The organism is Paenibacillus wulumuqiensis (assembly GCF_000971965.1).
Lineage (GTDB): Bacteria > Bacillota > Bacilli > Paenibacillales > Paenibacillaceae > Saccharibacillus > Saccharibacillus wulumuqiensis.
In genome coordinates this window covers 97117-117622 of record NZ_LAQP01000014.1, presented here as the reverse complement: position 1 = coordinate 117622, position 20506 = coordinate 97117, and the positions used below count along the sequence as shown (strand labels likewise).

The following is a 20506-nucleotide window of genomic DNA, read 5'->3' as shown; positions in this document are numbered from 1 at the left end:
TTCCTTATTAAATACTACCATATTTTTACTTTTATGTATTTAATAGTATTTCCTTTTTATATAATAACTATGTATACAATTTCCATAAATAAAACCGCAACCTGTCATAGGACAGATTGCGGTTTGTTTCAATCCTCTTGATTGAATGATTAGTTATAAGAGAACTCAGCCCAAGAAAGAGCGCAGCATCCACATGTGTTTCTCCAGATCCGCTTTGAACGCGATCAGCATATCTGCTGTCGGTTGGTCACCGGACTCGTCAGCCAGTTCGATCGTTTCCTGGAACTGCTCACATACAGTAGCAAAGTCTTCAATGATCGTTTGTACCATTGTACGTGCATCTTCGCTGCCGTTCGCTTCCTGGATACTGGACAGTTCCAGATACTCTTTCATTGTAGCAGCCGGGGAACCTTTGAGTGTCAGCAGACGCTCAGCGATTTCGTCCATTTTCAGGGTAACTTCGTTATACAATTCTTCGAACTTGATATGCAGCGTGTAGAAGTTCTCGCCTTTGACATACCAGTGGAAGTTGTGGATTTTCACATATAGTACATTCAGGTTAGCCACCTGCAGATTCAACAGTTCTTCAATACGTTTGGTTTGAGTAGAGTTTTCGTTTGTAATGTTAGACATAATCATTATCCCTCACTTTTATGAATTTGGTGAAATTGATAAACATGTCAGGCTCATCTGCATACATCTTACCCGTGCGAGCATTGGACGAAACAATCGGTACCGGAAACAGGGTACTGATGAAGATCGTTTAAACGCAGGCGCAGCTTCTGTTTTATAATGGAATATAGCAGAAAAAAGACTGTGCAAAAGCCTACTTTTCCGATATCCTATATTCTAATGTTTTTAATTATCCAAGGGAGTGATTCTCTATTATGAATAATCAGGTTCCATCCAATGATGTTCCGGTTAAAGCTCCATTTGAACCGCTGCTGTCCCTTCGCTGGGCGGATGACAAACTGCTGATGCTGGATCAGCGTCTGCTTCCGGACGAGATTGTGATGCTGGAGCTGTTCACTGCGGAGCAGGTATTTGAAGGGATTCGTTCCATGAAAGTACGCGGAGCACCGGCGATCGGCATCTCCGCCGCTTATGGTGTTGTACTGGGCGCCTGGGAGTACAAAGGCGAAGACGCGGATGCATGGCTCAAGCATGTACTCAAAACTGCGGCTTATCTGGCGGAGTCCCGTCCAACCGCCGTCAATCTGTTCTGGGCATTGGATCGCATGAACAAGCGTGCCCACCAGCTCGCCGAGCAGGAAGGAACAACCGAGTCCCGCCATGCCGGACTGCTCGCCGAAGCCATCGCCATTCATGAAGAAGACGAAGAAGTCTGCCGTATGATCGGAGTGCATGCCCTGCCGCTGTTCGAAGATGGCATGGGTGTACTGACTCACTGCAACGCCGGTGGACTGGCGACTGCCAAATACGGTACCGCACTGGCGCCGATGTATCTGGCTCATGAACAGGGCATTCAGCTGAAAGTGTATGCCGATGAGACCCGTCCTGTACTGCAGGGTGCGAGGTTGACGGCATTTGAGCTTCAGCAGGCAGGTATTGACGTGACGCTGCTGTGCGACAATATGGCAGGCATGGTCATGTCCAAAGGCTGGATTCAGGCGGTTATCGTCGGCGCAGACCGCGTTGCAGCCAACGGTGATGTTGCCAACAAAATCGGTACTTACAGCGTGGCGGTACTCGCCAAAGCGCATAATATTCCTTTTTATGTAGCCTGCCCGCTGTCGACAATTGATCTGTCTACATCCACAGGAGCCGAGATTCCGATTGAAGAACGTTCGGCCGAAGAAGTTACCCAAGGATTCGGCAAACGTACCGCTCCAGAAGATATCAAGGTATTCAATCCTGCATTTGATGTAACGCCAAATGAATATGTTACTGCCATTATTACAGAAAAAGGTCTGGTATACCCTTCTTATACCGAAAACCTGCCGAAGCTTTTTCAGGACTGAAATTCGTTGTTAGATGAAGATATTTGAGTGAGATAAAACGGAATTTTCATCATCGTATGCATTAGTGCCGGGGTCCGAGCAGACCCCGGTATTTTTGTTTCTGACCCTGTGATTTATCTAACATTTTTCGACACTTGACCGATAAATATAGTGAGTAGCTGACAGGACATTCAATCCTACAACCAGAATTATCAACGCATTCTCCTAGTCCTAAGAACTAACTCTTAAGACCTATTAATATTTTAATTTAAATGATATAGTTTATTGGGGAATGGCAATACCAATCTGATAAAGTAAGCGAGATGGGAGAAATATGACGAAACAGCAGACTAATGATGACACCGAGTTTATATTCAATGTCGACCTCATGATTACCGGACCAAGCAATGCGGTTGCTCTTCAAAAGCTGCTGGAAATCCTTAATAATCAGGAGGAACTGGCAGACTTCCGAATTGTCTCCGGCATCAAATTGGGAAAAAAAATCGACGCCGCTGCGCAGATACCGGGTAGACAGAGTACTCCTGTTAATGTTGCCATAGCACAGAAAGAACAGATGAGAACCGCCTTGCGCCAGCAGGAACCTCCTGCCAAGCCAGTCCAGCGCACCGATGCCGAATCGGCTGCCGTTCTTCAGCAAAAAATCGAGAATGACATGACCAGTTGGCTGTCTCTCTATATTCAGGGAAATCAGCTGATCCGGCTGACGATTAACCGCCGTGGAGAACGTTTTTCTATCCCCTGCCGCATCCTGAAGTTCGATAATGAAGATCAGACCATCAGCGTATATCATGTGGATGAGAAACAGGTATACACGTTCAAACTGAATGAGATTGATGATTTCCAGCATGTATAAATCAGCATAATGAGCGGAAGAAATGCAAAAAAGCGCCTACGGCAAAAAACCGTTAGGCGCTTTTTGATTTTTTAAGATGCATTGCATATTTATGAAATAACAGGACGTGGCAGAAGCAGAAACCGGTACAGTAGTGCAAATGTGCATCACGCTGTATGTCTTTTTTCCATTTCCGAGTGTATCCCGGCTGCTGCTATCGTCTGCCGGCAGAAATCAGGCTGTTTTTTTGCCGTATTTGGCACCGGCGACAGCCAGTAATATCCAGCCTGCGATAAAGCACAAGCCGCCCAGCGGCGTAACAGCGCCGAGTACTTTGACACCGGTGATGCACAGTATATAGAGACTGCCCGAGAACAGAATCACACCGACCGTAAACAGTCGCGCGGCCCAGCGCAGCAGTGCCGATTCACCGAACGATCCGGCGAGCAGGGCGGTAATCAGTATGGCTATCGCATGGACAAAGTGATATTCGACTCCGGTACGGAAAGTCTCTATTCTCGCTCCGATTATCGGCTCCAATATGTGAGAACCAAAAGCTCCTATCCCTACACCAATCATGCCCAAAATAGAGCCCGTAATAATATACGTACGCTGCATGTTCATCCTCCTGTAAGATTAATTCCGATTTATCCCGTATAAGTATGTCCATCGCATATCGCATATCGCATATCGCATATCGCATATCGCGCAAGTATACGGGAATCTGTTTTATTATAGCCTATCCGCAATCATTATTTTGTGAGGAAATCATGAATGCCTGTCCCGGCAAGGTTCTGTCCGAATCATGCTGCATATTTTGACAGACTGCAAGTCATGGTATAATAGCCCAAGCTGTGATAACTCACAGTGCATTTTAATATGCCTATGAACCATGAAGACAGGAGAATGTTATGAATTCCATTCGTATTTTTGCAGACAGTACCTGCGATCTGCCAGCTTCCTGGCTGGAGGAACATCAGGTGGGCATTGTGCCGCTCTATGTGACTTTCGGTGAGCAGGTCTACCGTGATGGCGTGGATATCAAGCCTGCCGAATTGTATCAACGCGTTCAGCAGCAGGGTCAGCTGCCCAAGACGTCCGCTCCCTCACCAGCTGATTTTATACATGCTTTTACACCTGTCATCGAATCCGGACAGGATATTATCTATATCAGCCTCTCCTCTGCCCTGTCGTCGACGTATGCCAATGCGCGTATCGCTGCCGACGAATTTGACGAAGGCCGGGTCACCGTACTCGATTCGCTGAATCTGTCGAGCTCGATCGGACTGCTCGTCATGAAAGGGGTTCGCGCCGCATCGTCGGGTGCATCCGTATCCGAAATTATCACGCTATTGACCGAGGTGCGAGGACGCATCGAGACCGAATTTGCCATTGATTCGCTGGAATATCTGTACAAGGGCGGACGCTGTTCGGGCATGCAGAATCTCATTGGCAGCCTGCTCAAAATCCGGCCGGTGATCGAAGTGACGCCTCAGGGAACGCTGGTGCCGGCTTACAAAGTGCGCGGTAAGCGGGACAAGGCGGTAGAGCAGCTGCTGCGCAATACGATTGCCAATGCAGACCGGCTGGATGAAGAAGTGATTTTTGTTGTTCATTCCTTTGCCGAGGAAGAAGCCAAGACCATGCAAGCGGTACTGCAGGAACAGACCAATGCACGCCAGGTGATCATTACTGAAGCAGGCTGCGTCATTTCCAGTCACTGCGGTCCACAGACGATCGCCATCATGTATGCTACACGGGCCTGATCGCTGTTTGAACCCGTATTCTCGGCAGCAGATTATACGCCAAAAGGCGCTTATGCAGATCATCTCGTGATCTGTATAAGCGCCTTTTGATGTTGTCTGCTTCTGTTGTATATCGTATCGGCAGCTTCATCACTGTATCTCTCGGCGGCGGGTAATGATTTATGCTTTTACACAGATCCGTTTTAATTTAGCATAGCTGTCAGAAGCCCAGCTGTCATGGTAGCTTCCTATCCGATTATTCTCCGTCTTCGACCAGTTTGAGCGGAAGGGTAAAATAAAACGTAGAGCCGACATGTTCCCTGCTCTCCACTCCAATCGTGCCGTTCATCAGCTCAATCAGATTTTTGCTGATAAACAAACCGAGCCCTGTACCGCCATACTGCCGATTCATTACCTGATGTACCTGGGAGAAGGACTGGAACAGATCTCCAAGGCGGTCTGCAGGAATGCCGATCCCGGTATCGATAATCCGGAAATTGACCAGCATGCCATGTTCTCTCGAAATATGGGATACCCCCACCAAGATCTCGACCGTTCCCCGGTCTGTAAATTTGAGCGCATTGCCAATAATATTGACAAGCACCTGCTTGATGCGCACCATATCTCCACGCGCCTGACGCGGTACTTCCTGATCAATATGTTTCTCCAGTATCAGCTGCTTCTCCTGCGCCACCGGCAAAAAGAACTCATACACCGATTCCACCAGTTCATGCAGATTAAAAGCTCGCTCTTCCAGTCTGATATTACCGTTCTCCAGCCGATGCACATCGGTCACATCATCCATCATTCTCATCAGTTCTTCGCTGTTCTGGCGAATAATATCCATATAGAACCGCTGCTCTTCACTCAGCGGCGAATCCTGTACCAGCTCGGACATGCCGATAATCGCATTCATCGGTGTACGCAGCTCGTGGCTGATCATGGAGATAAACTGCGATTTGGCATAAGCTGCCCGTTCGGCAGACTCCTTGGCCTCCATAATGGCTTTCTCATTCGTACGGTCACTGAATACAACGACCACCCCGATAATCTGCTCACGGTCATACAGCGCATTGGTCTGATAGGAGACAAAGAAGCTCGAACCGTCTCGCCGGAAAAAGACGTCCTCTGTGACCCGGCGGGAGATACCATCACTCATCGTCAGCCCTACCGGATTCTGGTCAGAGGCATAGGCTTCCCCGTCTGCACGAGCCTGTACAAGCGATTGCTGTACCGGCACACCGATAAATTGCTCTCTCGGAAGCTGCAGCATTCTCGCTGCCGCCGCATTGATAAAGATGCCTCTTCCCTGTGTATCAACGCCAAAGATTCCTTCCGATACAGAGCTCAGAATCAAATTATATTCTTCACTAATATTCTGGATCTGCTCCAGATATCGCTTGTTCTCCGTGACATCCGTCGCAATGCCGAACACCCCCGTCACTTGACCGCCGACAATAATCGGCACATTGGTAAAGTTCACTTCCATCCGGTTGCCGGAGGAATGCACAAGGGTAGTATCATAATTTTGCGGCATGCCCATGCGGGCCTTGTTAAAATGTTCCCGTGCTGCGGACTGATTGTCTCCATCGATCAGCTCGGTAAAGTGAATCTGTGGCAGTATGCCAGTCGTATAACCGCTCTGAATTTCGGCGACCGGATTCAGATTGAATAACCGTCCTTCCAGATCAAAGGAATAGACCCCGGATGGATTATACTCCACCAGTGATTTATACCGCTGTTCACTCTCCAGCAATTGCTGCTCCGCAAACTTGCGGTCCGATACATCCCTCGAGACGGCTACCACCGTACCGCTGAACCCGTCCATCCTGCTGGGCGTGTAGGTACCGCTCGTCTCCAGCCATATATAATGCCCCTGCTTGTGCCGGAAACGGAACGTTACCGTATGCTGCTCCTGTGAATACAGGATCGACTGCAGATACACCTGCACCACTTCATAATCTTCTGGATGATAATAGCTGCTGGCACTCATCCCGAGTATTTCTTCCACCTCGTACCCGAGCAGCTTTTTCAGGGCAGGAGAAGCGAACAGAAAGTTAAGCTGTTCATCTGCCGTATGGGTAGAGATCAGATCCATCGTCGTATCGGACAACATCCGGTACTGTCGTTCGCTCTCGCGGATCAGATTCTCCATCAGACGCTGCTCGGTAATATCCTGAATGGTGCCGAGTATACGCTGGGATTCGCCGGACCTCGAAGGGACCCGGCGTCCCCGAATCGAGACATTGCGAACTTCGTGATACTGTCCGGTCAGGCGGCATTCCACATGAATCTGCCCTTCCTCCATCGCCTGCCGGAAAGCTTCGCTCACCTCACTGCGGTCTTCCACATGCACATTGGCCAGAAAGCGCCGGTACATTAGCTGCGGCGAATGATGATTCAGGCGCAGAATTTCAAAAAACTTGTCCGTACAGGTCAGCTGCTGTGTATCCAGATTCCAGTCCCAGCAGCCAAAGCCTGCAATATCCTGAGCCAGGGCGAGACGTTCTTCACTCGCCTTGAGCTGTTCGGCAGCCCGCTTGCGGGACGTAATATCCTTGGCCGCACCAAATATGCCGATGACCCGGTCTTCTTTGACTACCGGGGCATAGGTAATATCCAGGATGATCACATGTCCTTCTTTATGATAAATTTCGGTCTCATACTGAACAGACCCGCCTTTGAGCACCTGCTGAAAATACGGTGAACGGAAATGAAGCCGTGCCTCTCCGAAAATCAGCCTTTTATCAATATAGCGCAGTTCTTCCAGAGAATATCCGCTGATGCGCAGAACTGCAGGATTTGTATAAATATAATTACCGTCCAGATCCATTACATAGATAGCATCGGGATGATGTTCAAACAGAGGACGGTATACTCCATTTTCTGCAATTAAATTTTGGAGAACGTCATATTCGTGATTATCCAATTAATGATCCCTCTCAATCTTTCATATGCCATGGTCTTATATCGTCATTTGTGACATGTTTGTGTAATTTCACTCAGGAGCCTTTGAGATGAACTGCGAAAAAGCGGCTGACCGCCTCCATGACATCCTGACGCGCCATCAGCACGGTCGAGGAATGCCGTGCACCTTCCAGCACATACATGTCCGTCTCTGCGCCTGCTTCCAGCAAGGCATCATACAGGAAACGGCTCTGCCGCAGCGGTACCATCTCGTCCTGATCGCCGTGCATGATCAGAAACGGCGGCAGTCCTGCAGCATCTCCTGCCTGAATATGGGTCACCGGATTGGATTGCGCTGCATTATCGGCCATATGCCGGATCGGTCCGCCCATCAGCAGAGAGATGACCGGCAGCTCATACTCGGTCTGGAAATCCGCTTGCACATCGATCGGTCCGCAAAAGTCGACCACAGCCGTCACCTGACTGGATACGCCCTGCCAGTCTCCACGCTCATCCCATTCCGGCTGGCTGCCGGTAACGCCAGCCAGTGCAGCCAGATGACCGCCAGCTGAATGACCCCATACGCCAACATGCTCTGCATCAATACCATACTCTTCCGCATGGGTGCGCAGGAAGCGGATTGCGGTCTTTACATCTTCCAGCTGTGCCGGGAAAGGGGCCCGGTTGACGGTCCGGTACTGGATGCAGGCAATGACATAACCCTGTGCAGCCAGCTCGGACAATACAGGCACATGCTTGTAGTTATCCACGTCGACCCATGAGCCTCCTACTACCCATACAATCAGGGGCAGAGGAATATGGGACACCGGCCGCAGAATGTTCATTTTGAGGGATGAACCATTCGGGAATCGGGTGAACTGCACATCGGGAATCAGTTGTACGAAATAATTATCTTCACTCTGGTAAGGTAAATGTTTGATCTCTGACACGGTATTTCCTCCTTATTCCTGAATCATCTATGCCTATCAACTGTTTCTATCATAATCGCTTTCGCTGCTTTTTCCCAAATGGGCGGGTTGCTTCCTAGCAATCATTCTCATCTTAATACATTTAAATTTTAATTAAAACAGATGTATGTAAGTAACATTCTTTCGTCGCTTGTCTTGATCGCAATTTTGCGTATATTGACGCTGACTGGATTATTCGTCAATATATGGTTATACGTATTTTGCAGCAGGCTATCCCAATACGGTAAACCTTATGGGGCCTGCAGATTGGAATATGTAATCGCTTGACCGAAAGTGAGGATCTCCTATTGATTACCGTTACTGGTGTATATGTGCCCGACTTGATTCCGGAAGATGGCATGGAACGTCTGCGTCAAGCTGTATCCGAGGAGAGAAAGCAAGCTTCCCTTAAGTTCCACAGACAGCAAGATGCCCAGCGCAGTTTGATTGGCGAAGCTCTGCTGCTGCATATTTTGCGCGAACGTTACCATCTGTCCGCCGGCTCCGTCTCCATCGCCAAAAATGCTTATGGCAAGCCCTATCTGGAAGAGTATCCGGATATTTATTTTAATATTTCACATGCCGGAGACTGGATTGTCTGTGCGGATGGTACTGTTCCTGTCGGCATTGATATTGAACAGGTGCGTCCGATTGATTTTACGATCGCCGAGCGCTTCTTCACCGCTTCCGAGTACAAGCAGCTGATGAAGGCTCCTCCACAGCAACAGCTTCAATTATTTTACACGTTGTGGACATTGAAAGAAAGCTACATCAAATATATAGGCAAAGGACTATCTGTACCGCTCGATTCATTTGCGATCACGATTGCCGACAACGGAACGGCAACACTGTGTCCCCCACGGCCGGAAGAGGATTCCTCCGGCAGCTGGGAAGATCATGCCGGTCAGATCTGCTATTTCCGTAAAATCATGATCGATGCCAACTATCAGCTGGCGATTTGTGCGGCCGAAGCCCTCGGACCTAAGCCGCTCGTGATGCTGAACTGGCAGGAGCTTGGGCCGTATCACTGATATTTGCCTTTCATTTGCAAAACCGCCTGTCAGCTTTCCAAACGGGAAGCCAGCAGGCGGTTTTTTTATAGGAAAAGAACAACTGATATAAATTTATATATCGATCCTGTTACGTGTTGCTGTTGTACCACCTGCACTATCCGCAAACAGTTGACTTCGAATGGATATGCAGTTGCGTGTTGGCTATGGAATTGCTGACTGCATGGAGCATCTGCCTATCGAATGGCTATAGCTCCGGCATCATGACCCGACTGCGGGCTGTGGAGTAGATGCTCGACAGCAGTCTGATCCGTTCTGCGGAGTCGGTGAATGGAAGATTGGGCTGATGACCACGAACCACATCACTGAAAAAGCGCAGCTGATTAACGTAATAATTGACCGGATCGAATACATGCTGACGCACTTCGCCTGTCTCGACGCCGTTCTCGAGCATGATCACTTTGAACTTCAACCGGTAGAATCCCAGATTGCAGCGGAAGAAATCATTGATCGTCAGGATGGCATGTTCAAAGTACAGAATATGTCTGGATGCATAAGGCTGTTCAAAGGAAAATAAAGCCTCGGCGATAACACCGTTGGCCAGCTTTGCCTCGGCCTCAAACGTCCAGTCACAGCCATGGGGACCCTGAAAATCCGATCTTCCATCGAACGATGCTCCCCCGATTCCGGTGACCGCCTGCAGAAATTGCAGCCAGTAGCAGCCCAGATCCCAGAAGCAGCCACCTCCCTGCTCCGGCTGGCTGCGGTAATTACCGGTATGGCCATCCCGGGCAGGAATGGTAATGCGTGTCCGGATACGCTGCAGCGCTCCATAAGCGCCGGATTGTATCAAGTGAAGCAGCTCTGTCTGCCATGGATGGTGGGCGGTCATAACTCCCTCGGTCAGATGAACGCCATACCGGACGGATGCTTCTTCCAGATTATCCAGTTCACCGGGGTCCAGACAGAGCGGCTTCTCTACCAGCACATGCTTGCCGGCAGCAAGCGCACGCTTGATCCAGGGGGCGTGCAGCCGGTTGCTGAGACCGATATAGACCGCATCCAGCTGCTCATCGTCCAGTAGTTCGTCAAGGGTGCCATACACAGCCGGGATGCCATACTGATCCGCCATCTGTCGGGCCTTGTCATAGGTACGGTTGGCGGCTCCGGCAATCTCGATGGCAGAGACATGGGCAGCCGGCTCCAGCACTGCGCGCGGGACGATGCCCGAACAGCCCAAAATGCCCAGACGGACCGATGATTCCTGCTGTTGCCGGGAATGCAGGGACATCAGGTATTCATCGGTACGCACCGGCAGCTGAATCACATTATGATTGTCGATCATGATGTCTCCCTTATCCCGGCGGGCTCGAGGGTGCAGCGTTCGATATATTGATCCACATAACCGGGCAGCCGGCTGCGGTCACGACGCAGGCGCTGATGCAGCTGCTCCAGAATCCGATGATCGCCGCCATACTCACTCATCCAGCGCTGGTAGGTCATCCCGTATCCATACTGCTCCCACTGTTCCGCATTATGACGTTCATGCTCTCCGAACGGGTCCAAAAAGATAACCGGTGTCCCGGAAGCAAATGAATCCGCCAGCGTCCCGCCGCCCGGCTTGCTCACAATCGCCAGCACGCGGCGCTCCACTTCACAGAGCAGATGATAATCGTCATGAATCCGGTACGTTACCGGTTCACCGGACGTACATTCGGCAAACGGGGGAAAGGTATGTCTGCCCTGCTCATCCCGGTTCCATGTCCGCCACTGCGGGTCCATCCGGTAATACCGCTGGCCCCGGTCACTATTGCCAAGTTCATCGCCTTCGTACAGCACGATATCCAGCGCATATCCTGCCTGCTCCAGATGATCCAGGTGCTCCCGGTATGTACCCATTCCCCAGCCGCCGCCATGTACGAGCAGCCTGCGTTCCCGCTGTTCATATGGTAGTACCGGATCGGAGTCCGCAATATCGATATAGGTCTGCATCGGCTGCTGTGGTTCGCCGAACAGCCATACTTCCCGGTAGCTGTCATGCAGCTGGCCGAGGCGCTTTTTGACATTTCGCCACGATGGCGAGTCGGATACGTCCAGATACAGCAGATCGACCTGCATCCGGTCTGCTCCAACACGTTCTCTGTACATATCCAGCAGGTAGATCCAGTGTCCGGACAGGCATATAAAATGCTGCCTCCCCTCCGCCTCCCAGCTGTGCAGCAGATGCTCCATCTGCTGTTCATCCATGCTTTTGCGGATATCCTGAGGAATCCGCTGTGACATCAGAGCCACCGAGAAGTCTTGATGATAGGCTCTGCGGCTGTTGTCGACCTTGTCCCGCTGATCGCTGTTCATTACATTTTCAAAAACAAGCACTTCCGCCGGAATGTCCCGGCGTCTGAATCCTGCCTCTACGAGCAATCCGGGAGTATAGAAACCCAGCCCGAAGCCCGAGCACAAAATGGTTACTGTCATAGGAATCATCCTTTGCATTGAAATTCCGATCGCATCTATACGCTTAGGCTGTTCGATGAAATATTTAAATACAATGAAGTAATTGACAAGATCTTTTGCCGATCCAAAAATTTATATCGGGAGCACCGCAGCACTCGTACTGCCGGCGATCTAATTCAGAATCTGCAGACCATTCTCGGTCAGCAGCTGTTCCAGATCATACAGCAGCTGCTGCTTGGTGTCCTGCTGAGCGGTGACAACAGATAGGTAGAGACGGCCTTTGTGCTTTTTGCCATCCGGTTCCGGTGGCTGGTTGACCGATAGAGCGGCCGAGGTCAGCGGCAGGATGCCCTGTCCCTTTTCCGGGTAGAACAGCAGATGACTGCGCTGCAGCTCGTCCAGCAGCTGTTCATGGGACAATGAGCTGTCATGAGAGACGGTGTAGTTGGTCATATTGCCCTGCAGTCCATGCTGGCGCAAATACTGGTCAACACTGTTTTTGATCAGACTCATGGACTTGCGGGCATTGATCTCCACCATCGGCTCGAGAGAGCCATCCTGCAGCAGCATGGAGTCGATACATACATGTCCGTAGTAGCCGTCCTGATACAATTCCCGGCTGATCTGTTCCATCGTCTCAAAGTACTGATGCCGTTCCAGCAGATCCATAAAATCCGCATCCGGCGACAGCGATTCCCGGTAGGCAAACTGTGAATTGGCCAGCCACTGCACCGACAGAATCTCGATATCCCCCTGCTCGGTAATATGAAACTGGCAGGAGAAATCGCGCTCCTTCGCCAGATAGCGCTCCAGTACAAACTCCACATTACGCCCCTTGCCTTCCTGCTTGCGGATGCTGCCTGCGATACGTGCCAGCATTGCCGGAGACTCGATATGAATATTGCCTTTGCCCGATACGCCGTAATTATCTTTGATCATAAAGGTACCCTGTTCCAGCAGCTCCCGACCAACTGCTTCCAGCTGATCGGTACTCGTCACGTAAATGCCCGGATTCGCCAGACCGAGCCGCTGTTTGACTTCGGCGGAATAGCGTTTGGTATTGACTTTACGGACAATTTCCAGCGGCGGATGCTGGCTGTCAATGCCAAACCGGCGGCTGGCCTCCCTGATATACGGCACCCAGGCAAATGGCGACAGACTGGCTGATGCCAGCGGCAGCTGATCTGCCAGTTCACTGCCATGTTCGTAGAGCAGCTGGAATACCGATACCGGATGGGATGTCTCCCTGGCACTTTGCTGCGGACGGATCGTCTGCGCAGCACCCGCAGCGGCAGCAATCGGCGTACGCAGTACCGTCTCATCAGGCTGCAGATTCGTCGTATTGCTCTGAAAATCAAAGCCAAGCCTGCGTGTATAATCACGCTGGGCCGAGTCCATTGCATAACGGGTCAACAGCAGATCTCCCGGCTTGCAAAAGCTGAACAGCAGCTCATCCATCGCTGTGACAATTTTCTCCGCTTCCCTGTCGGGCAGCGCTGGCAAAATTGCCAGATTATGCTCCCTCCAGTGCAGCTCCGCTTCGAAGGTGCCCATATGCAGTACAGGTGATCCCGAGGCAGCTGATCTCTGTTCCGGCATCCTTATCCCTTCCTTTCCGGTCACTTGGAATAGACAGCCCGCTTCCGGCCACCGGTGACGCTGAACGCGGCAAAAGGTGTGATTCCGGAAGCAGGCTGTATGAATAACATGGATACGACTATTACATTTATGGATACATCAGACTGTTACACGGGATGCAGCCTGCTGCAGCTTGGACAGATGCAGAACGACCCGGTCCATCAGCTCCGTACTGCGCTGAATATAGGCGGCCATCCGGTGCGAACTTTTTTGCAGACCCATTTTGTACAATTGGAGCAGATGGCGCTTGGTATCCTGGTTGAGTGCGGTAATTTCCTGCTGGAGCAGAGGTCCCTGATCACCCAGCAGATGCTGATACTTGCCGATAAAATGATCGGTATAACGCATCAGATGACTCAGGCTCTCGATCCGCAAATGATAATAGATCGTATCACAGGCTTCGGTAAAAGCTTCACCATCCAGCAAAGCGACCTCTTCCATATCCCTGATCAGTCTTCGATAAGCGGCGATGCCCCATGCTCCCTGCGAACCATGATCCTCACCGTTCAGGAATTCTGTCAGATGATCCGCGCAGATCGATACAATCTGCTGCTCCTCCATCGTTATTTTTTCTTCATTATTCATATAGGCATATTCGACGGTACCTTCCAGCAGTTCCGACAGACTTGTCGAACCGCTGTAGCCCAGCACCGCGCCGGATGAATCGAGCAGGAAATGATCACCTACATAAGCGAGATTCTCCTGTGGATGCAGTCCATACAGCTGTACCATATGCGTTTTGCCCGGATTATCGGTATACAGCGGGTTATAGACCAGATTCTCGGTCTTCACATGCAGCAGCACGGTATTGCCAAGGCTTAATACGCGGTGCCATTCCTGCAGGATATCCGCCTGATCCTGCTGCACCGACTCCGTATCAATACAGACCAGCTCAATCCCGGTATGCGAGATCCATTCCGCCAGCATCTCACGGATCGGACGCAGACCAAAGGTATGAATATCCCCATTATAGCCAAAGGAAATACCGTTACTGAGAAAATACACATCCGTCTCATCCATATGAATATTGCGCTGTTTCAGCATGGCCCGTTTGGCACCATAATAGCAGTGGTTGATTACAAAATGATTATCCGCCCGCGTCAGTATGCCGGCTGTAGTCGCTGCTCCCGCCTCGGACGGTTCGGAGCCGAGCATCAACTCCAGATGCTCCGGCTGCATATTATGGACTTCACTCAGCAGGGGCAGAATCGTCTTATCACTTATGCTCATGTTCTTGCCTCCTGTCCGGTCAGATATAATTGAGCGACTGCAAGGCACCCGCACCATGAAGGTAGAGCACACTGCACTTGGAACAGGCAGGCGTCAGACCGCCTTCGTTGATCGTTTTGCGGATCTGTTCATATTCTTCGGAATCCCATATTTCCTTGAGACTCTTCTCCTTGAGATTGCCGGCGGTAAATTCGGCAAAAAATTTGCAAGGCATCACGCTGCCATCCGGGGTAATATCGGTCCGGGAAGTAAGCGCCAGACAGTTGTTGGAACAACGACTGGTCATCTCTTCACCATGGATAAACTTGTCGATCTCATCATAATCCAGTCCAGGCTGGTAGCGAACACGGATTTTCCAGACGCGTTCATTGATCTGATGCAGATCATCCATCAGCGCTTCCATTTTGTCCGGATTGATTTTGTATTTAAACGCATGCCAGCTGCTGATATGACGCTCATCGAGCTGACGCAGCCAGCTGAAGTTCTCGGCAAAGTAATGATCCATTTTGACAGACGTTTCGCGGGAAATGTACCAAGGGAAGCAGAGCATCACGAGATCCAGCTTTTTCGATTCAAAAAATTCCAGCAGCTCTGCCATACGGCCGATCATATTGTCGTTGATTACGGCATGGACAGAAATCCGGCCTTTGTAGATGCCCTGGTCGCGCAGTTCCACGAGCCGATCGATTTCCTTCATCGTCTTCTGGAACGTTCCCTTGCCGCGAATCAGATCATGCTCCCGCTCGAATCCTTCGACCGCAATCAGCAGTTCCAGATTCTCGGACAGATCCAGAATCTGATCCAGATGCTTGCTGATGAGCAGACCGTTGGTACAGATGGTCATTTCACGCCGGTCATTTTGTATATGTCCGAGAATCTCGCTGAATTGGCGGTGGAACATCGGCTCCCCGCCCCATAAGTAAAGGCGTGATTTGACGCTTTTCGTATCATCGAGCAGCTGCTTGAAAATCGCCGGATCGAGATCCATATTTTGCTCAGCTTTCTCCATATTGTGATGGTAGCCGTCTTCATTCCACTGGAAACAATGCGTACATCGAAGGTTGCAGCGGTTGGTCAGCTTGATGCCGAGTGACTGGGGAATAGGCATCTTGTAGGTGGGGTCCTTGACCTTGTTACGGTAGGATACGGCGGCATTACGAACGGTTCGCTTGATCAGCTTAAAGGCTTCGCGGTCAATCGTCACTTCACTTCTTGGTTGCACGGAAAACACCTCTTCCATGGGATTCGTTGTTACCGGGTGCCAGATGCCAGATGCCAGATGCCAAGAGACAATTCTATTCTTTTTTCAACGTAGATCAATCAGGGCATGCCTAAAGATAGCGTATACATAACAGAAATCTAACGTCTGTTCCAAAGTAATAGCGTTTTAATTTTTGCTTATGATATCAGCTAATGCTGTATCCCCATCCCTACAGCTATGTAGGGTCAAGCTTCCATCGGATGCACCGTTTCGTCCGACTGGGCCTTATTTACAAAATCACAGAACATGGCAATGGAACCGAGATGGTCCATATCGAATTCTTCAAAATCAATTTCCACATCGAAATTCTCTTCTACACGCAGGATGAAATGGATAAGCTGGAGAGAGTCGAGACCGGCATCGTGAATGATATCGGAATCGCTGTTAAGACGGGTCAGACAGGCAGGATCTTCCTTTACTTCGCTGATCATGGCAATGATTTGCTCGACAGAAACACCGGATTGCTGCATGCTAATTCCTCCTTTGGATTGGTTGACCATACGGCAGAGAATCAGTTCAGACAAGCGTTCTACTTTGGCAAAACCATCAATTGAGGAACCATCATATGTAAATAATAACCATATAATGGTATTGAGTGGATGTATATTCATCTTCATTCATGATTGATATTTAGTCAATCCTCCAGTTGAGAAACTGGACAAAAGACCCAAAATTGGAAATTCAACTTCCAGGAATGCAAAAAGGCCAAGATCATCCGAACATTCAATGATCTTGGCCTTTTGATTGGAGATTTGTGTCTTTGTTATTTCTGTACTTTGCAGATTACGATTCGAAATACATCTAAACCTGTCGAAAATTTTTCTTTTTCCCATACCTGTCTATGCACAGGATGGTAGATACGCGTAAGAAACTCGTAATGATGCGAATGGATAACTGGCTGTCGAGCGTTATGCTTCGTCTGCCACAATCGTCATATGCTGTTCCATCTGTACGGTTCTTTCCAGTGAAGCATTAAGCGCATCAATCAGGCGCTGCAGCTCACCGAAGCTGTCTGCAATTGTGGTGACACGTCCGGTTTGCTGCTCCAGGCTGGACGAAATCTGTCTCGCTGCTGCACTGGACTGTTCGGTCACGGCGGAGATTGTACCCATTTCCATCACGGAATGGCGGGTAGCTTCGATCAATTCCTTGATCGATGAACCGATATCCACGGAACGTCTGGAGACCACGACAGTCTCATCGAGAATGCTGCTGAACAGCTTCTCGGTCTGTTCGGCGGCTACGCGAATGCTGCCGATGGCATCTTTGCCCTGGCCGATACCGCCGGATACAATCTCGGTCTGCTGATGAATCCGGGTCAGAATATCGGTAATGTCCACAGTCGCCTGCTGCGAGTCACTCGCCAGCTTGCGAATCTCTTCGGCGACCACAGCGAATCCTCTGCCGTGTTCACCAGCGCGGGCGGCTTCGATCCCGGCGTTAAAGGACAGCATATTGGTCTGTCTGGCGATATTCTCAATCGATTGCAATACATTGGAGATCTCTTCCGCATACGTCCGCAGTGTGCCCATTGCACTGTACGTGTTGTCGATCACACTGCCGACTTCAGCTACACTGCCGCGCAGATTCTCGACCTGATCACTACCGGTACGGGTCAGGGAAGCTGCCCGTTCCGCCAGTTCTGTCATATCTCCGGCTGTCTGTCCGATCCGATCGATAAAGCTCTCGGACTGCTGAATGGAAGTATTGATCTCACTGATACTGCCTGCCTGGGATTCGATACCGCTGGCAATCTCGCCAAATCCGGTTGTCAGCTCGCGGCCGATCCGGTCTGTATCTTGCACATTGCGCTGCAGCTGGGTACCAAATGCAGTCAACTTCTCAGCAGACTGCTCAATCTCCTGCAGCAGCTCATCAAGCTGACCGCGCTGTTCTTCCAGATGGTTGGTCATCTTCTCCCCGACGATACAGATCGCTACCACTACCGCACCCACCATCAGAGTAACTGCGAACATAACGACCAGATCCATCGGCGAAGAAGAACTGATGAACGGATTGAAAATGACATGGATAATCTCAATAACAATCGCATAAATAATGCTCAGTATGCTCGTCTTGCGATCCAGATACAGCAGGGACAGCGCGATATAAATATAGATGGCCGCCCAGCCCACTTCCGATGGAATAACCCATAGAATACAGAAAATAACGATAAATGAAAATCCGGAAATCCAATATTTTCCGACCGATAAGTGATGAAGCTTCCGGTACAACAATACAAGCGTCGGACACATCACGGCAACAATCGCCAGCATGCCCACCAGAATGCCCAGTGACGCCAGTCCGGTTACATAGATACCGATAAAGATCGGCACACAGGATATCAGAATACCGAGCAATGTATACAAAAGGAGCTTGGATGCCAGCTTCTCGTAGGGATCAGCGTGGATTTTTTCGGGTGTGTCTGTGGATAAATTCATAGTACCTCCTTGATGTCTGTTCTCTTTGATTTTAGCTAAATAACTATATTACTTTTTCGGCAAAGCCAATAAAAATGGTTATAGCTGCGATGATTTGTATAATTATGCGTGGATACTGATGAAAATGTAATCCGCTCATAACGTTTGCCGAGATATACAGTCCTAACTAACATATCGGATAGAAGCGTATATTTTTTTGTATTTATTGGTAAAAATATATTTGAAATGAAGTCATCCCCTGAACACCGAATGATTATTGCCTGCATCCCGCTTGCCCATTTCCAGCATAATTTCCAAAACAAATTCCAGTCTGAATTCCAGCACAAAAAAAGACTGACCCGTAAAGGCCAGTCCCGACATATTTGCATATAGGATTGTACGCACTTCCTCCAAAACTGCATATGCTGATACAGATTAGGTATGACTATTATAGATTATACAGGCTGCTATAAGTTGTATAGATTTGTTATAGATTATGCAGGCCAGCATGCACAACAAAGATTAATTATTCATTTATAAAACAGGACTGCGCCGTGCAGGAACCACCTGCTCAAAACCATAAGCGATGCGCAGCAGTACCGATTCACTGTAGGCAGTACCCATAAAGCTAACACCAAATGGCATACCGTCGCGGCGGTAACCGGCAGGGACGATAATACATGGATAGCCAGCCACCGCAGGCGTATCGGTAAATCCCGGACTGAAAATGGCGTCCAGCTGATATTCACGAAGCAGTCGGTCGATTCCATTTTCACGGGCATTTTGCAGGTACTGCAGACGGTGCTGAATATACTTGGGTTCGGTCATTCTGCCGGATGTCTCGTATTCCGCGGATAGCAGAATCTGCTGTCCGTATTTCAGTGTCTCCCGGTGATGCAGGTGATTGTAATCGATCATTTCCTTGAGTGTACGGACCGGGGCGCCGGGACCCAGTGTCGACAAATAGCGGTTCAGCGCCGACTTGAACTCATACAGCAGCACGGTCGGCTCCTCGGCACTCTCGGAAAGATTGGTATCCTCTATGATGATTGCTCCGGCATGGCGCATTGCTTCGATCGAAGCATCCATAATCGTACGTTCTTCTTCAGTGAGGTCTTTGACATAGAACCGGTTAATACCGATCCGCGCACCATGCAGACCCTCCGGGTCCAGACTGGCTGTGTAATCCGTCACTTCCGCAGGTGATGTGCGGGTGGCCGCATCCTGTTCATCCTGTCCTGCCAGAATGCCGAGCAGGATAGCGGCATCGGTTACGGTACGAGCCATTGGCCCTGCCGTGTCCTGGGTATAGGTGATTGGAATAATACCGGTGCGGCTGATCAATCCGAGGGTTGGCTTGATTCCGACCAGACTGTTATTCGCAGACGGACTCATAATCGAACCGGACGTCTCCGTACCGACAGCGACTGCGCACAGATTGGCTGCTACCGCTGCCCCCGAACCCGAACTGGAGCCGCCCACATCAAGCTGACCGGGACCGTAGGGATTCAATGTCTGTCCTCCACGTGAGCTGTAACCGTTCTTCATATCGATCGCCATAAAGTTGGCCATCTCGGTCAGATTGGTCTTGCCGAGAATAACCGCTCCGGCGGCGCGCAGCTTCTTCACCAGAAAGGCATCTTCCGGTGCAAAGGAATCCGACAATGCCAGCGAGCCGGCGGTTGTATGCATGTGATCTCCGGTATTGATATTATCCTTGATGAGAACCGGGATACCGTGCAGTTCACTGCGTATCTGTCCCTGCGCCCGTTCCTGATCCATCTGCATCGCAATATAGATCGCATCCGGATTCAACTCGATCACGGAGCGCAGCATCGGCCCGTCCTGATCAATCTCCGCTATGCGCTGCATATACCATTCTGTCAGCGATACGGAAGTCTGTTCTCCTGCTTCCATCGCCTGCTGCAGCTGGCGAATCGTCGCTTCCTGAAGCATAATTTCCATCATTCCACACCTTCCTGTCTTCATCAATCGACTTAACTGCGTATGTATCACTATACTCAATATAAGCCAAAACAAGCAAAAAAAGAATCCGCAT

The 20506-nt window shown here is 50.0% G+C and carries 17 protein-coding genes; 4 read left to right on the top strand and 13 right to left on the bottom strand.

Annotated features, from left to right (window positions below; genetic code table 11):
- Positions 1-165: 165 nt before the first annotated feature.
- Entirely contained in the window at positions 166-633 is a 468-nt protein-coding gene (locus WH45_RS16630; protein ID WP_046215541.1) for a Dps family protein, read from the bottom strand.
- A 254-nt stretch (positions 634-887) separates the two neighbouring features.
- Between WH45_RS16630 and mtnA the strand changes: the two genes are divergently transcribed.
- Both mtnA and WH45_RS16620 read left to right on the top strand, forming a co-directional pair.
- Complete coding sequence (gene mtnA, locus WH45_RS16625) at positions 888-1982, top strand: S-methyl-5-thioribose-1-phosphate isomerase (RefSeq protein WP_046215540.1); 1095 nt, start codon at positions 888-890, stop codon at positions 1980-1982.
- Positions 1983-2295: 313 nt separating this feature from the next.
- Positions 2296-2835 (top strand): hypothetical protein, encoded by a 540-nt coding sequence (locus WH45_RS16620; RefSeq protein ID WP_046215539.1) that lies wholly within the window; start codon positions 2296-2298, stop codon positions 2833-2835.
- Positions 2836-3048: 213 nt separating this feature from the next.
- On the opposite strand, the gene WH45_RS16615 is transcribed toward WH45_RS16620, so the two are convergent.
- The gene (locus WH45_RS16615) at positions 3049-3432 is read right to left on the bottom strand and encodes a DUF423 domain-containing protein (protein ID WP_046215538.1); all 384 of its coding nucleotides are present in this window, start codon (positions 3430-3432) and stop codon (positions 3049-3051) included.
- Positions 3433-3725: 293 nt separating this feature from the next.
- On the opposite strand from WH45_RS16615, the gene WH45_RS16610 reads away from it, so the two are divergent.
- Positions 3726-4580 carry a DegV family protein gene (locus WH45_RS16610; RefSeq protein WP_046215537.1) on the top strand — a complete coding sequence of 285 codons (855 nt, stop codon included), beginning with the start codon at positions 3726-3728 and terminating at the stop codon, positions 4578-4580.
- Between the two features lie 235 nt (positions 4581-4815).
- On the opposite strand, the gene WH45_RS16605 is transcribed toward WH45_RS16610, so the two are convergent.
- Positions 4816-7488 carry a PAS domain S-box protein gene (locus WH45_RS16605; RefSeq protein ID WP_052723828.1) on the bottom strand — a complete coding sequence of 891 codons (2673 nt, stop codon included), beginning with the start codon at positions 7486-7488 and terminating at the stop codon, positions 4816-4818.
- A 73-nt stretch (positions 7489-7561) separates the two neighbouring features.
- Entirely contained in the window at positions 7562-8416 is an 855-nt protein-coding gene (locus WH45_RS16600) for an alpha/beta hydrolase (protein ID WP_046215536.1), read from the bottom strand.
- Positions 8417-8742: 326 nt separating this feature from the next.
- On the opposite strand from WH45_RS16600, the gene WH45_RS16595 reads away from it, so the two are divergent.
- Positions 8743-9465, top strand: a complete 723-nt coding sequence (locus WH45_RS16595; protein ID WP_052723827.1) for a 4'-phosphopantetheinyl transferase family protein — start codon at positions 8743-8745, stop codon at positions 9463-9465.
- A gap of 226 nt (positions 9466-9691) precedes the next feature.
- On the opposite strand, the gene WH45_RS16590 is transcribed toward WH45_RS16595, so the two are convergent.
- The 9 genes from WH45_RS16590 to WH45_RS16555 form a co-directional block, all read right to left on the bottom strand.
- Positions 9692-10789 carry a Gfo/Idh/MocA family protein gene (locus WH45_RS16590; RefSeq protein WP_235338402.1) on the bottom strand — a complete coding sequence of 366 codons (1098 nt, stop codon included), beginning with the start codon at positions 10787-10789 and terminating at the stop codon, positions 9692-9694.
- Complete coding sequence (locus WH45_RS16585) at positions 10786-11919, bottom strand: UDP-glucuronosyltransferase (RefSeq protein WP_082096906.1); 1134 nt, start codon at positions 11917-11919, stop codon at positions 10786-10788. The genes WH45_RS16590 and WH45_RS16585 overlap by 4 nt, the downstream gene beginning before the upstream one ends.
- A 150-nt stretch (positions 11920-12069) precedes the next feature.
- Positions 12070-13497 carry an ATP-grasp domain-containing protein gene (locus tag WH45_RS16580; RefSeq protein ID WP_046215534.1) on the bottom strand — a complete coding sequence of 476 codons (1428 nt, stop codon included), beginning with the start codon at positions 13495-13497 and terminating at the stop codon, positions 12070-12072.
- Positions 13498-13635: 138 nt separating this feature from the next.
- The gene (locus tag WH45_RS16575; RefSeq protein WP_046215533.1) at positions 13636-14766 is read right to left on the bottom strand and encodes a BtrH N-terminal domain-containing protein; all 1131 of its coding nucleotides are present in this window, start codon (positions 14764-14766) and stop codon (positions 13636-13638) included.
- A gap of 19 nt (positions 14767-14785) precedes the next feature.
- Positions 14786-15988 carry a radical SAM/SPASM domain-containing protein gene (locus tag WH45_RS16570; protein ID WP_046215532.1) on the bottom strand — a complete coding sequence of 401 codons (1203 nt, stop codon included), beginning with the start codon at positions 15986-15988 and terminating at the stop codon, positions 14786-14788.
- A gap of 224 nt (positions 15989-16212) precedes the next feature.
- The gene (locus WH45_RS16565; protein WP_046215677.1) at positions 16213-16497 is read right to left on the bottom strand and encodes an acyl carrier protein; all 285 of its coding nucleotides are present in this window, start codon (positions 16495-16497) and stop codon (positions 16213-16215) included.
- Between the two features lie 438 nt (positions 16498-16935).
- Entirely contained in the window at positions 16936-18468 is a 1533-nt protein-coding gene (locus tag WH45_RS16560; RefSeq protein WP_052723826.1) for a methyl-accepting chemotaxis protein, read from the bottom strand.
- Positions 18469-18699: 231 nt separating this feature from the next.
- A complete protein-coding gene (locus WH45_RS23610) occupies positions 18700-18852 on the bottom strand; it encodes a hypothetical protein (protein ID WP_156075161.1) in 153 nt (50 codons plus the stop codon).
- Between the two features lie 129 nt (positions 18853-18981).
- Entirely contained in the window at positions 18982-20412 is a 1431-nt protein-coding gene (locus WH45_RS16555) for an amidase (RefSeq protein ID WP_046215675.1), read from the bottom strand.
- Positions 20413-20506: the final 94 nt, after the last annotated feature.